Source organism: Nocardioides silvaticus, from assembly GCF_003160695.1.
In the GTDB taxonomy this organism is placed as follows: domain Bacteria; phylum Actinomycetota; class Actinomycetes; order Propionibacteriales; family Nocardioidaceae; genus Nocardioides; species Nocardioides silvaticus.
The window spans coordinates 98,005-111,394 of sequence record NZ_QGDD01000001.1; the positions used below are offsets into that span (position 1 = coordinate 98,005).

Below are 13,390 nucleotides of genomic sequence, written 5' to 3' on the forward strand. Positions count from 1 at the left end.
CCCGGTCAGCGTGCGGCGCCGGAGCCCTCGACCGTGGCACCCGCCGCGGCGAGCGGGCCCGCGCCGTCCGGGTCCGACACGCGGCGCGGGATCGTGGCGGCGATCGCGACCCCCACGAACGCCGCGAACGCGGCGACGACGAAGCACATCTGGAACGCGTGCTCGCTCGGCAGCTCGACGGGGCCGAGGGCGATCGTGTCGCTGGTCAGCACGGTGCCCATGACGGCGGCCGCCAGCGTGGTTCCGACCGAGCGCATCAGCGCGTTCAGTCCGACGGCCGCCGCGGCCTCCCGGGGCGGGGCGGCGTCGAGGATCAGCGTCGGCATCGCGGCGTACCCGATGCCGACGCCGGCCGACGCCAGGCAGCCGGCGAGCGTCAGCTGCCACGCCGCACCCATGAGCAGCAGGCTGACGAGGTAGGCGGCACCGAGCACGGCCCCGCCGGCCATCAGGGTCGCCTTGGCGCCCACCCGGCCGATCAAGGCACCGGACACCGGCGAGAGCAGCATCATGACGATGCCGCCCGGCGCCATCCAGAGCCCGGCCTCGAGGATCGTCTGGCCGAGGCCGTAGCCGGTCTCGGGCGGGGCCTGCAGCAGCTGCGGCAGGACGATCGCCTGCGCCATCATGCCGAAGCCGATCGCGACCGCCGCGATGTTGGTGAGCAGGACCGGCCGCTGAGCGGTCGTGCGCAGGTCGACCAGCGGGTCGCTGCAGCGCAGCTCGAACGCCCCCCACACGACCAGCACGAGCAGGCCTGCAGCGACGGCACCGAGGGTGCGAGGGTCGGTCCAGCCCCACGAGTTGCCCTTCGAGACGCCGACCAGCAGGCTCACCAGGCCGACGGCGAGCCCGAGCGTGCCGGCCAGGTCGAGGCGGCCGGGATGACCGTCGTGCACGTGGGGGACGGCGATCCCGATCAGCACCACCACGGCGGCGGCGAGACCGGCGGCGATCCAGAACAGCCCGTGCCAGTGGCCGCTGTCGGCGATCCAGGCGGCCAGCGGAAGGCCGATCGCACCGCCGACACCGAGGGTCGCGCTCATCGCCGCGACCGAGGTCGCGGCCATCTTCGGCGGCACGATCTCGCGGATCAGCGAGATCGCGACCGGGATGAAGCCCATCGCCAGCCCCTGGAGCGTACGGCCGGCGAGCATGGGCACCAGCGAGTCCGACAGGGCGCAGACCAGGGATCCGACGAGGAGGGTGGCGGCGTTGGCCACGAGCACCCGCTGCTTGCCGACCAGGTCGGCCACCCGGCCCGCCACCGGCATCGACACCGCCCCCGCGAGCAACGTCACCGTGATCACCCAGGCGGTGTCGCTCGGCGCAGCGTCGAGCAGCCTCGGCAGCTCGCTCTGGATCGGGATCACCATCGTCTGCGTGGTCGCGGCCGCGAGGCCCCCGAAGCAGAGCGCGGCGACCGCCAGCAACGGGTTGCGGGCGATCTCGACGGGTTCGGCGCTCTGCTGCACGGTCTGCTCCTCCTGGTCCACGGCCTGTGCATCCTACATATGCTTGTCTTCGACAACTAATCGCTGGGCTCTATCCTCGAGATCGTGGCCGCTCCCGACGACATCGACGACGCGCTCCTGCGCGCGCTCGGTGACGAGCTGATCCGGCTCGGTCGCCGCCGGCTGACGACCTACCGCGACGCCCAGCTGGAGAACTCGGCGTTCAAGATCCTCTGGCTGCTCGTCGAGTCCGGCCCCTCGACGCTCAAGGAGATCGCCGAGCAGCTCCAGCTCGAGCAGTCGACGATCAACCGGCAGGTGCACGCCGCGATCGATCGCGGCCTGGTCGAGCGCTTCCCGAGCGAGGAGCGGACGGCCCTGCTGGTGCGGGCCACGCCGGAAGGCGAGGAGGCCTACCGGCACGACGCCGGGCTCCGGGCCGCGGTGATGCGCGCGGCGCTGGCCGAGCTCGGGGCGGACGTCGCCGGCCGGGTGGTGGCCGACCTCCGTGCGCTCAACGACGCCTTCGACCGGGCGCAGGCGAACGCCGACCGGCCGGCGGTCGACAGCACCCGCTAGCGCGCTAGGGGGTGTCCTCGGCGGACCAGCGGACGTCCTCGCGGATCACCCGGGCCGGGCAGCCGGCCACCGCCGTGCTCGGGGGCACCTTCTGGCCGCGCACCATCGCCCGGGTCCCGACCACGGCGCCGTCGCCGATCTCGCAGTGGCCCGTGACGATCGCCTCGCGCCCGAGCCAGACGTGGCTGCCGAGCCGGACGTGCGCGCCGTACGGGTTGATCCGCATGCCGGTCGCCGCGTCCTCGAGCCGGTGCATGTCGTCGGTCGCGACATAGACGTTCGCCGCCCACAGCTGGTCGGCGCCCGCGATGATCGTCCCGCCGTTGCGGGCATCGACGATCGCGCACCGGGTCGCGATGGTCTCGGCGTTGAGGACGATCGTCGAGTGGGCGCCGCAGTAGATCTCGGACCCGGTGAACGCGCTGCGCGGGCCGAGGAACACCGTTGCGCCGTCCCCGCCCACCAGCAGCGAGGCCATGTTGTTGCACGGGCTGGCGGCGACGATGAGCACGTCGGAGAACTCGTAGTAGGTCAGCGTGTCGACGAGCTTGCCCGGCAGGTCGACGGAGGCGACGCCGTCACCGAGGTAGAGCGCGTTGCCCCGCTCGTGCCACCAGGCGGGCAGCGGTCCGGTGACCAGGCGCACCGGCGTGTCCGCGAGGATGTCGGCGTCGACCCCTGCGGCGACCAGGCGGGCGCGGTGCTCGTCGGCGAGCGCCGACGAACGGGTCCACGGCATGCCGGACAGTGTGCACCAATCGTCAGAAGAGGGCGGCGGCTTCCCGCTTCTCGAGCGCGGCGGTGAGCAGGCCCACCAGCGCCTCCAGCTGCAGGTCGAAGCCGCCGTCACCCTCCTGGACCTCGGCGTCGAGGGCGCGCGCGGCCAGCCCGGCCTTGCTGCCGATGAGCTCGGCGACCCGGGTGTCGATGGTCTGGGTCGCGATGACCCGCCACGCGGTGACCGGTTCGGTCTGGCCGATCCGGTGCACCCGGTCGATCGCCTGGGTCTGCTCGGCGTCGGTCCACGACAGCTCGGCGAGCACCAGGTTGGAGGCCACCTGCAGGTTGATGCCGACACCCGCGGCGGTCAGCGAGCAGACGATGATCTGCACGTCCGGGTCGTTGGTGAAGGAGTCGATGGCCTTCTCCCGTGCCGACTTGCTCTGGTCGCCGCGGATCGAGACCGAGCCGATGCCGCGGGCCGCGAACGTCTCCTCCGCGATGTCCATGACGTCGATGTGCTTGGCGAAGAACACGACCTTGCCGGCGTTGCGGGCGAGCTGGGCGGCGTAGTCGGCGGCCAGCCCGGCCTTGGCCTGACCGATCCGGCGCAGCATCCCGAAGACGTTCTCCCCCGACTCCGTCGAGATGTCCTCGCGCTCCCAGATGGCGACCAGACGCACCAGGTCGTGGTCGATGCCCTCGACCAACGACTGGTTGCGCCGGGTCTCCAGGGCGCGGTCGTAGCGCTCGACGAGACGGCGGGCCAGGTCCTCCTCCGCCTTGCGGATCGACCGGCCGGCCTCGCCCTCGAGCTCGACCGGCACGTCGGCGATCCGGCGGGCCGGGATGTCGGAGGCCACGTCGACCTTGCGCCGACGCACGATGCCCATGTCGACGACGATCTGCCGCGCGACCGGGTAGAAGGAGCGGTCTGCCGGGGTCAGCCCGGTCTCGTCGAGCTCGGCCATCAGCTCGCCGAGCGGCTTCTTGTCGTCGATCCAGCCGAGGAACTGCCAGATCGCGCGGAAGTCCTCGATGTCGTTGATGAGCGGGGTGCCGGTCAGCGCCATCAGCAGCGGCCGCGGCACCCGCTTGCGGATCCGCTCGGCGAGCTCGAGCACGTTCTGCGAGCGCTGGGAGGTCTTGTTCTTGATGTAGTGCGCCTCGTCGACGATCATCCCGCGGAAGCCGTGCTGGCCGAGCCAGCCGAGGTGGCGGTCGAGGATCTCGTAGTTGACCACGAACACGTCGGCGAAGCCGTCGACGTCCATCGCGTCGCCGTGGAGCACGGTGGCGCGCCGGCTGGGCGTCCAGATCTCGACCTCACGGGCCCAGTTGGTCTTGACGACGTTGGGCACCGCCACCAGCAGCGGGTAGGCGCCGGCGACCTGGGCGGCGAGCAGCGCCTGGGCGGTCTTGCCGAGACCGGGCTCGTCGGCGAGCAGGAACGTGCGGTGGCCTTCGGCGGCCGCCTCGACCATCCGCGCCTGGTGGGCCATCAGCTCGCGTCCCGGGGGCAGCATGATGAGGCCCGCTTCCTCCGGCTCGGGCAGCTCCATGCACACCGGTGCCCCGGGCGTGGTGTCCTCGAAGGACCGGAACAGCGGCCCGAGGAGCTCCCACGTCGCGAGCCGGCCGCTGGGCTTGCGGGCCGGGGTCGCGGCGTCGAAGTCCGGCACGAGGAAGGGGTTGGCCAGCTGGCGAGCGATCACCGACTGTGGGATCGCGCGCCGCTCGGCGAGCACGGCATCGGGGTCGAGGGCCGGCTCGGGCTCGGGATCCGGTACGTCGTAGCCGGCCCGGCGCTGGAGCTCGCGCTTGAGCTCCTCGGCCGACTCCGAGACCTCGGCGTCCTCGGCGAGCAGGTCGAACAGCCGCGGGTCGGCGGCGGCGGTCTGGGCGAGGATCGTCGCGATCCCGTCGAGCCGCTTCAGCTCCTCGCCGCGCTTGGCGTCGGAGATCGACTCGTCGGCCTTGACCCGGATCCGCTCCTCGCGGGCGAGCAGGGCGACGACCTGGTACTTGGTGCGCACGTCCGGCATCGCGGAGCGGCGGGCGACGGCCGCCTCGACCTCACGCACGACCCGTGCGAGGACAGGGATGATCCCGGTCTCGTCGCGTCGTGCGGTCTTGGTGCCGCCGCGGCGGTTGTTCTGCGCAGGTCTGCGCTGGCTTCCTCGAGCCACTGATGTCCCTACGTTCGTGCCGATCGTCTGTCGATCGACAGGTGAGGTCGCGGACTGCGGTCCGCAGGGCCGCGGGCCGGGCACTCAGAGGGCCGGTGTCCTGCGGCAGGTCAATCTTAGCAGCGCCCGGGCTCAGCCGTCGCGGGCGTCGAGCTCGGCGAGCAGGCGCTTCGGCGCCACCCGCCGGTACGACGCGTCGACCAGCTCGGCGACCTCTGCCCAGTCGACCCCGGGGTCGGCCAGGTCGAGCGCGCGGCCGCCGTACGGCCCGTAGTAGGCCGGCACGAAGAACCGCTCGTCCTCCTCGATCGCGGGCAGGTCGACCGGGTCGGGGGTGAAGATGAGCGCGCTGGGGACCTGCCGGTGGTTGCCCGGGCTCAGCTTCTCCGAGCCGCCGTAGACCGCGAAGATCTTGCCGGCCCGGAACGTCGGCCGGCCGTGGGAGACCCGCTCCTCGACGCCCGGCAGCGCCCGGCAGACGTCGCGCAGCCGCACCAGCACCGGATCGTCGTCGCTGAACATCGGCGGGTGGGTCACTCGGCGACCGCCATCGTCGTGCCGAGGCCGACCATCATCACTCCCCCGGCGGTGCCGAGCCGGTCGAGCCGGTGCGGGCGTCGCGAGAACCAGTCGCGTGCCTTCCCCGCCGCCAGCGCCCAGACGCTGTCGCTCGCGATCGCCATCGCGCCGAACACCAGGCCGAGCAGGGCGAGCGCGACGCCCGCGCTGCCGGCCGCCTCGTTGGTGAACTGCGGCAGGAACGCCACGAAGAACACGATCGTCTTGGGGTTGGTGGCGCCGACGATGACGCCGGTGCGCACGGAGGCCAACGCGGTGGACCGGACCGGGAGGTCGTCGGCGGCGCGCTCGAGCGCGAGCCGGGCGTCCTTGCGGTGCCGGATCGCCTGCACGCCGAGGTAGATGACGTAGGCGGCGCCGACGAGCTTGATGACGGTGTAGGCCGTCGCCGAGGCGGCCACGACCGCGCCGAGGCCGACGGCGACGAGGAGCACCTGGGCCATCAGCCCGAGCCCGTTGCCGACCACGGAGAGCAGGGCGTCACGCCGGCCGACGGTCAACGCGCGTCCGATCGTGAAGAGCAGGCTCGGTCCCGGCACCTGGATGAAGAGGATCGAGGCGACGACGAACGCGAGCCACTGGCTGGACGACGGCACCCGACTAGGGTGCCTGACCGGCCTCGATCTGGGTAGCGAGATATTGCTGCACGCCGACCCGCTCGATCGCGTCGAGCTGGCTCTCGAACCAGTCGGCGTGCTTCTCCTCGTCGCGGACCATCTCCTCGAAGACGGCGGCGGAACCGTGGTCGCCGAGGTCGTGACACTCCTTGGCGGACGCGTTGAACTGGGCGACCGCAGCCTTCTCGCTCTCGAGCGCCAGCCTCAGCATCTCCTCGGCGGTCTCGCCGACGGTGATGGCGTTGAGCTTCTGCACGTTCGGGTGGCCGTCGAACATCAGGATCCGGTTGATCAGGTCGTCGGCGTCCTTCATCTCGTCGATGGAGAGGTCGTAGAAGACCTTGCCGAGCCTGGTCAGCCCCCAGTTGTCGAGCATGCGGGCGTGCAGGAAGTAGGTGTTGGTGACGGTCAGCTCGAAGGTGAGCGCGTCGTTGAAGAGCTCGACGATCCGGGGGCTGGCTGGCTGCATGGCCCCGATCGTGTCATCCGGCCCCCCGGCTAAGGCCAGACTCAGCAGCGAATCAGCTGGCTGCCCCGTCGGCGGCCAGGAGCGCGTCCTCCCGCTCGTGGTGCTGGCACACGAGCGCCTTGACGGTGAAGATGCACGACCCGCAGTCCTGGGCGGCACCGGTCGTCCGGCAGACCGCGCCGACCGTGCGCGCTCCATCAGCGAGGGCGCGGTCGACCGCGCTGTCGCTGACGACCCGGCACTGGCAGACGATCACGAAAGTAAGGTTAACCTCACCTTCCCTGTTGCGGGAAGGTGGGTCCCGTCACACGAACAGGAACGTGTTCTAGTCTCACGGTCGTGAGCACCTACGCCGTGACCGGCGCCGCCAGCGGGATGGGCCGCGCCGTCGCCGACAAGCTGGCCGCCGGCGGACACACCGTCATCACCGTCGACATCGCCGAGGCGACGGTCCGCGCGGACCTGTCGACCCCCGCCGGGAGGCGGGCCGCGGCGACGGCGGTGCTCGAGCGCTGCGGAGGCAGGCTCGACGGGGCGGTCCTCGCCGCCGGACTCGGCCCGGCGCCCGGTCGCGACCGGCCGCGCCTCATCGCCGAGGTCAACTACTTCGGCGTGGTCGACCTCCTCGAGGCCTGGCGCCCGGCCCTCGCGGCTGCCGACGCGGCGAAGGTCGTCGTGTTCTCGAGCAACTCCAGCTCGACCGTCCCGATGGTGCCGGGACGCGCCGTGCGCGGGTTCCTCGAGGGCGACATCGAGCGGGTGCTCAGGACGCTCCGCGTCTTCGGCAAGCAGGCGCCGACCTTCGCCTACGCAGCCAGCAAGATCGCGATCAGCCGCTGGGTCCGTCGTACGGCGGTCACGAAGGAGTGGGCGGGTGCCGGGATCCGTCTCAACGCGATCGCGCCCGGCGCCGTGCTGACGCCGCTGCTGGAGCAGCAGCTCGCGACACCGGCCGAGGCCAAGCAGATCAGGCGGTTCCCGGTGCCGATCGGCGGCTTCGGCGACCCCGGACAGCTGGCCGACTGGGTGGTCTTCATGCTGTCGGACGCCGCCGACTTCCTGTGCGGGAGCGTGGTGTTCGTCGACGGCGGCTCCGACGCGTGGTTCCGAGCCGACGACTGGCCGCGCGGGGTCCCGGCGCGCCGGCTGCGCGGCTACCTCAGGCGGATGAAGGAGTTCCGAGCGGCACCATGACGTCCTCCCGGAACCGGGCGATCCCCTCGAGCTTCTGCTCAAGGGACGCGCCGGGCCCGAAGTAGTAGAGCCACGGCATCGTCATCACCAGCGTCACCCCGCCCGCCGCGGCGCGGGCGAAGTCGTCGACCGTGAGCGCGTCGGTCAGCGCGACCACGACGTCGTACGGCGCCTCCGGGTCGCGGCCGGCGTCCGCGCGCAGCGCGGCCAACCTCGTGGCCACCTCCGCGGCCTCGTCCACGGTGCACATGTCGCTGACCCAGCCGTCGTGGCGCGCGGCCCGGCGGTAGGCGACGTCGGAGATGCCACCCACCCACACCGGGATCGGCGCCGGCGGGTCGGGCTTCATCACCAGCCGCTGGCAGGAGTAGAACTCGCCGTCGAACTCGGTCCAGCCCGGGCTCCACAGTTCCTTCATCAGCGTGAGGGCCTCGTCGGTGCGCCGGCCGCGGGTGCCGAAGTCCTGCTCCAGCAGGTCGAACTCGTCACGGCTCCACCCCACGCCGACACCCAGCGCGACCCGACCGCCGGACAGGGCCGCGGCCGTGCCGACCGCCTTGGCGACCACGTAGGGGTTGCGCATCGCCGCGACGTAGATGGAGGTGAAGAACTGCAGCCGGGTGGTGACCTGGGCGAGCGCGCCGACGGTCACCCACGGGTCCGGCCAGTCCACGTCGGGCTTCCACCGGCGCCGCCCGTCGGGTGTGTAGGGGTACGGCGTGGTGATCTCCTCGAGGTCGACGACGTGGTCGGCGAGGCTGAACGCGCGGAAGCCGGCCTGCTCCGCGGCGCGGGCGAGCGGGACGAGCTGGTCGACGGGCTGGTAGGCGGCCACCATGGCGAAGTCCACGCGCCCAGCGTAGGGGTGGAGTAGAACATGTTCTATGTCTGCTCCGTTCGGCCACCTGCTCTCCCCCGGCCGGATCGGCGCCATGACCACCCGCAACCGGATCGTCATGTCACCGATGGAGACGATGTACGGCACCCCGGAAGGACATCCCTCGGAGCGCACGATCGCCTACTTCGCAGCTCGCGCCGCCGGCGGCGTCGGCCTGGTCACCGTCGGGGCCACCGGCATCGACCCCCTGCACCCCGAAACTCCGGGCGGCCTCCAGATCGGCACCGACGACGCCATCGCCGCGCACCGGGAGCTGGTCACCGCGGTGCACGAGCACGGTGCCCGGATCCAGCCGCAGGTCGTGCACGCCGGTCCCGACGGGCTCGGGCCCGAGCTGCACGGTGTGACGTCGCTGGGCCCGAGCGTGATCCCGTCGTACCTCACCGGGCGACCGTCGGCGGAGGTCACCAAGGAGCAGATCGCGACCGTCCTCGACCAGTTCCGGGCCGCGGCGGTGCGGGTGCGGGATGCCGGGTACGACGGCATCGAGCTGCACGCCGCGCACGGCTACATGTTCCTCGGGTCGTTCCTGGCGCCCCAGCGCAACCGGCGCGGCGACCGCTACCGCGGCACGTCGGTCGAGGGGCGGGCCCGGGTCGTGCTCGAGGCGCTCGCCGCGATCCGGGCGGAGGTCGGTACCGACTTCCCGATCACGCTGCGGATCTCCGGCTACGAGCGGGTGGCTGCCGGCCGGCCGGTCCACGACACCGCCTCGATCGCGCCGCTGCTCGTCGAAGCCGGGGTCGACGCGTTCCACGTCAGCGGCGGCGTCATCGACCGGCTCGTCACCCGGATGGTCAACGCCGCCGACGACGGCGACGGCCTCAACGTCGGCGCCGCGGCCGCGGTCAAGGAAGCCGTCGACGTGCCGGTGATCGCGGTCGGCCGTCTGCACGACCCCGTCCTCGCCGAGTCCGTGCTCGCCGACGGCCGGGCCGACTTCGTGGCGCTCGGACGCCCGCTGCTGGCCGATCCCGAGCTCCCGCGCAAGCTCGCCGCGGGCGAGGCCGAGCGGGTGCGTCGCTGCATCTCCTGCGAGAACTGCATCGACACGCTCGAGGAGAAGCTCGCCGCCGAGTGCGCCGTCAACCCGCTGACCGGGCACGAGCGCGAGCTCGTGGTCCCGACCTCGCCGGCGCCGTACCTCGTCGACCCGGCTCGTCCGAACGCGCCGGGGCGACGCGTGGTCGTCGTCGGTGGTGGTCCGGCCGGGATGGAGACGGCGTGGCGGGCCGCCGCCGCCGGCCACCAGGTCGTGCTCCTCGAGCGATCGCCCGCCCTCGGCGGGGCGCTGGTCGCGGCCTCGGCTGTGCACCCCGAGAACCGGCCCTACCTCGACTGGCTGCTCGCCGAGGTCGACCGGTCCGCGGTCGACGTACGGACGGGGACGGAGGCGACTCCCGAGGTCGTCGCCGGACTCGCGCCCGACGCCGTCGTGGTCGCCTCCGGCGGCGAGGTCGTCCTGCCGGCCGTGCCCGGCGACGACCTGCCGCACGTGTCGCGCGGTCTCGACCCCGACCGCGTGCCCTCCGGGCGGCGGGTCGTGGTCGTCGGCGGCCGGTTGGCTGCTCTCGAGTACGCCGAGATGCTGGCCCGCGCCGGCCGGCTGGTCGCGATGTTGGAGGCCGGCTCCGAGATCGCCCCGGAGGTCGGGCTGAAGCGGCGCACGGAGCACTTCGACCGGATCGACCGGTTGGGCATCACCGTCCATGTCGGGTGCGTCGTCGAGAGGATCAGCTCCGACGGCGTGCGCTACGTCCCCGCCCGGGGCACCAGCCGGCTGCTCCCCGCGGACGCCGTCGTGCTCGCCGGCACCGTCGTCCCCTCCCCCGCGCTGGCTGACGCGATCGTCGCGCGGCTGGCGGGCGTCGCCGTCCACACCGTCGGCGACGCCGACCTCGGGCCCGGACTGATCCGCGGAGCCACCGGCGGGGCGGCGCGGGTGCTGCAGAGTCTTTTCTAAGATCGCGGGACTCACCCTGTCCCGGCGGTCTACGGTTCGGCCAAGCCACCGGCCGTCGAAGAAGGGGGTCTCGTGACTCGGTCGTTCCCAGGCTCCTCGAGAGCCAGCGCCAACCGGACGACCCGAGCGGTCGCGCTGGTGGTGGTGATCGGCCTGGTGCTGACCGCGGCGTCCTCCGTGGTCGCCCATCGCGTCGACCGCTCGACAGAAGAGCGACTCCTCGAGACGCAGACCGAGCAGGCGGCGGCCGTGCTCTCGACCGCAATCGCGATCATCCAGCTGCCGCTGACGACAGGCCTGCAGGTCCAGGCCAACGCCGGCATGGACGGGAACCCCGCTGTCTTCCGTCGGACGTTCGCCGCCAACATCAGCGAGGACCCGCTGTTCGCGTCGGCCTCCCTGTGGCGCGCCGAGGAAGGTGGCGAAGAGGAGCTCACCCGCCTCAGCACCGTGGGCTCCGAGCCCGCCCTCGACCCCGACGGCGCCCGGGCCGAGGAGCTCGTCCTGCGTGCTCTTGCCGTGACGACGCCGGTCGTGGAGAAGGTCGAGGTCGGCGACCGGGTCCGGCTCGTCTACGCCCAAGCTGATCCGGACACGGGCTTCGTCATCAAGATCGAGCGCGAGCTGCCGGCTGATCGTCGTTCCGTGGTGGACGACGACTCGGCGTTCTCGAACCTCGACTACGCCATCTACATCGGGGACCAGACCCGGCTCGACGACCTGACGACGACCAGCGTGGAGCTCGACGACCTACCGCTCGAGGGATCGACCGCGCGGACGACGATCGCGTTCGGCGACACCGTGCTGACTCTGGTCACCCGTCCCAACCGGCACCTCGGGAGCGGCCTGAGCAAGTGGCTCCCGCTGATCCTGCTGCTGAGCGGCCTGGTCCTGACGGCTGCCAGCGCCCTCATCACGCGCACGCTGTCCAACCGAGGGAATCGCGCCGAGGAGGACGCAGCGACGATCACCCGGCTCTACGAGAAGAACAACGAGCTCTACGAGGAGCAGCGGGCCCTGTTCCTGCGGCTGCAGCGCGCCCTGCTTCCTCACGTGATCCCGACCATCCCGGAGCTGGAGATCGCCTCGTCGTACGTCGCCGGCACCAAGGGCATCGAGATCGGGGGCGACTGGTACAGCATCGTCGACGTCGGCGAGGACCACTTCGGCTTCGTCGTCGGCGACGTCTCCGGCAAGGGCGTCGACACCGTCGCCGAGATGGCGCGGGCCCGGTTCACCCTGCGCGCCTACCTGCTCGACGGCAAGACACCGGCCGAGGCTCTGGAGAAGTGCTCCTCGCAGTTCGACATCGCGGTCGACGAGCACATCGTCACCGTCATCGTCGGCCTCGGGACCTGGGCCACCGGCGAGGTCGTCGTCGCCAACGCCGGCCACCCGCTGCCGCTGCTGATGACGGAGGCCGGCAGCGACTACGTCACGATGCCGGTCGGCCCGCCGCTCGGGGTCGGCGAGTCGACCTACGAGTCCGTCACCGTCACCATGCCGCCCGGGTCGACGCTGTTCGCGTTCACCGACGGGCTTGTCGAGCGCCGCGGCGAGGACATCGACGTCGGCATGGAGCGTCTGGTCGACGCCGTGGAGGAGCACCGCGACGAGCCGCTGGCCGACCTGGTGACGTCGGTCCTGGCCGCGCTGCACGACAAGGAGGTGGCCGACGACACCGCCGTGCTCGCCCTGCGTCGCAGCACTCTCGGCGCCCCCGGTTCCGCCCCGGGAGGTTCGGGTACCTGACCCGGGTGCCGACCTACAGCGAGCAGGGCAAGTCCTACGAGCGGGACATGACCTACGTCCCCGACCGGATCACGAGCAAGCCGGGCCACACCCAGGACGGGTACGGCGGGCACGAGCTCGACGTACCGACCTGGCCGGTGGAGCCCGACCGCTACCGGCTGGTCGCCGCGCGGGCGTGCCCGTGGGCCAACCGGGCGATCATCGTGCGCGGCCTGCTCGGGCTCGAGGACGTGCTCTCGATGGGGCTGGCCGGTCCCACGCACGACGAGCGCAGCTGGACCTTCGACCTCGATCCCGGCGGCGTCGACCCGGTGCTCGGCTACGAGCGGCTGCAGCAGGCCTACCTCGCGCGCGACCCGGGCTGGGACAAGGGCATCACCGTCCCCGCGATCGTCGACGTCCCGTCGGGGGCGGTCGTCACCAGCGACTTCCCCTCGATCACCCACGACCTGTTCTTCGAGTGGCGCGACCACCACCGCCCGGACGCGCCCGACCTCTGGCCCGACGACTGCCGGGAGGAGATGGAGGCGGTGATGAAGCGGGTCTTCACCGACGTCAACAACGGCGTCTACCGGTGCGGGTTCTCCGGCTCCCAGGAGGCGTACGACGAGGCCTACGACGTGCTCTGGTCGACCATGGACTGGCTCGAGGAGCGGCTGACCGACCGCCGCTACCTGATGGGCGACCGGATCACGGAGGCCGACGTGCGTCTCTTCACCACGCTCGCGCGGTTCGACGCGGTCTACCACAACCACTTCAAGTGCAACCGCAACAAGCTGACCGAGATGCCCGCGCTGTGGGGCTATGCCCGCGACCTGTTCCAGACCCCCGGCTTCGGCGACACCATCGACTTCGACCAGATCAAGCGGCACTACTACGTCGTCCACGAGGACATCAATCCGACCGGCATCGTCCCGAAGGGGCCCGATCCGTCCGTCTGGCTCACGGCGCACGGACGCGACCGGCTCTGACGCCG

General features: G+C 71.9%; 13 protein-coding genes. 5 read left to right on the forward strand and 8 right to left on the reverse strand.

All coding sequences use genetic code 11. The annotated features are described in order from the left end of the window. Positions 1–5: 5 nt before the first annotated feature. A complete protein-coding gene (locus DJ010_RS00495) occupies positions 6–1,496 on the reverse strand; it encodes an MFS transporter (protein WP_211318591.1) in 1,491 nt (496 codons plus the stop codon). Between the two features lie 63 nt (positions 1,497–1,559). Here DJ010_RS00495 and DJ010_RS00500 point away from each other — a divergent pair, with 63 nt between their 5' ends. Then, positions 1,560–2,033: a MarR family winged helix-turn-helix transcriptional regulator gene (locus tag DJ010_RS00500; RefSeq protein WP_158282871.1), complete on the forward strand. Its 474-nt coding sequence runs from the start codon at positions 1,560–1,562 to the stop codon at positions 2,031–2,033. A 4-nt stretch (positions 2,034–2,037) separates the two neighbouring features. Here DJ010_RS00500 and DJ010_RS00505 read toward each other — a convergent pair whose 3' ends face one another. The 6 genes from DJ010_RS00505 to DJ010_RS00530 all read right to left on the reverse strand — a co-directional run bounded on the left by DJ010_RS00505 (position 2,038) and on the right by DJ010_RS00530 (position 6,863). After that, positions 2,038–2,772, reverse strand: a complete 735-nt coding sequence (locus DJ010_RS00505; RefSeq protein WP_109691683.1) for an acyltransferase — start codon at positions 2,770–2,772, stop codon at positions 2,038–2,040. Between the two features lie 22 nt (positions 2,773–2,794). Next, the gene (locus DJ010_RS00510; protein WP_342769455.1) at positions 2,795–4,942 is read right to left on the reverse strand and encodes a DEAD/DEAH box helicase; all 2,148 of its coding nucleotides are present in this window, start codon (positions 4,940–4,942) and stop codon (positions 2,795–2,797) included. Positions 4,943–5,074: 132 nt separating this feature from the next. After that, a complete protein-coding gene (locus DJ010_RS00515) occupies positions 5,075–5,479 on the reverse strand; it encodes an MmcQ/YjbR family DNA-binding protein (RefSeq protein ID WP_109691684.1) in 405 nt (134 codons plus the stop codon). Beyond that, positions 5,476–6,117 (reverse strand): LysE family translocator, encoded by a 642-nt coding sequence (locus DJ010_RS00520; RefSeq protein WP_109691685.1) that lies wholly within the window; start codon positions 6,115–6,117, stop codon positions 5,476–5,478. The genes DJ010_RS00515 and DJ010_RS00520 overlap by 4 nt, the downstream gene beginning before the upstream one ends. A 4-nt stretch (positions 6,118–6,121) precedes the next feature. After that, positions 6,122–6,607 (reverse strand): bacterioferritin, encoded by a 486-nt coding sequence (bfr, locus tag DJ010_RS00525; RefSeq protein ID WP_109691686.1) that lies wholly within the window; start codon positions 6,605–6,607, stop codon positions 6,122–6,124. A 52-nt stretch (positions 6,608–6,659) separates the two neighbouring features. Beyond that, positions 6,660–6,863, reverse strand: coding sequence for a (2Fe-2S)-binding protein (locus DJ010_RS00530; protein ID WP_109691687.1), 204 nt, complete (start codon positions 6,861–6,863; stop codon positions 6,660–6,662). 83 nt (positions 6,864–6,946) lie between these two features. Here DJ010_RS00530 and DJ010_RS00535 point away from each other — a divergent pair, with 83 nt between their 5' ends. Continuing rightward, positions 6,947–7,801 (forward strand): SDR family oxidoreductase, encoded by an 855-nt coding sequence (locus tag DJ010_RS00535; RefSeq protein WP_109691688.1) that lies wholly within the window; start codon positions 6,947–6,949, stop codon positions 7,799–7,801. On the opposite strand, the gene DJ010_RS00540 is transcribed toward DJ010_RS00535, so the two are convergent. Continuing rightward, entirely contained in the window at positions 7,767–8,651 is an 885-nt protein-coding gene (locus tag DJ010_RS00540) for a TIGR03619 family F420-dependent LLM class oxidoreductase (protein WP_211318592.1), read from the reverse strand. The two genes, DJ010_RS00535 and DJ010_RS00540, sit on opposite strands and share 35 nt — an antisense overlap. Before the next feature lie 34 nt (positions 8,652–8,685). Here DJ010_RS00540 and DJ010_RS00545 point away from each other — a divergent pair, with 34 nt between their 5' ends. From DJ010_RS00545 to DJ010_RS00555, 3 genes are all read left to right on the forward strand, one after another. Continuing rightward, positions 8,686–10,662 (forward strand): FAD-dependent oxidoreductase, encoded by a 1,977-nt coding sequence (locus DJ010_RS00545; RefSeq protein WP_109691689.1) that lies wholly within the window; start codon positions 8,686–8,688, stop codon positions 10,660–10,662. Between the two features lie 72 nt (positions 10,663–10,734). Continuing rightward, positions 10,735–12,414: a PP2C family protein-serine/threonine phosphatase gene (locus DJ010_RS00550; RefSeq protein WP_146207204.1), complete on the forward strand. Its 1,680-nt coding sequence runs from the start codon at positions 10,735–10,737 to the stop codon at positions 12,412–12,414. A 47-nt stretch (positions 12,415–12,461) separates the two neighbouring features. Further along, entirely contained in the window at positions 12,462–13,385 is a 924-nt protein-coding gene (locus DJ010_RS00555) for a glutathione S-transferase family protein (RefSeq protein ID WP_109692447.1), read from the forward strand. The last annotated feature ends 5 nt before the right edge of the window (positions 13,386–13,390 follow it).

Bases quoted from the DNA above. Each gene is read 5' to 3' on its own strand.
- DJ010_RS00505 (WP_109691683.1), bottom strand. From the start codon at position 2,772: ATGCCGTGGACCCGTTCGTCGGCGCTCGCCGACGAGCACCGCGCCCGC.
- bfr (WP_109691686.1), bottom strand. From the start codon at position 6,607: ATGCAGCCAGCCAGCCCCCGGATCGTCGAGCTCTTCAACGACGCGCTC.
- DJ010_RS00555 (WP_109692447.1), top strand. From the start codon at position 12,462: ATGACCTACGTCCCCGACCGGATCACGAGCAAGCCGGGCCACACCCAG.
- DJ010_RS00545 (WP_109691689.1), top strand. From the start codon at position 8,686: ATGTCTGCTCCGTTCGGCCACCTGCTCTCCCCCGGCCGGATCGGCGCC.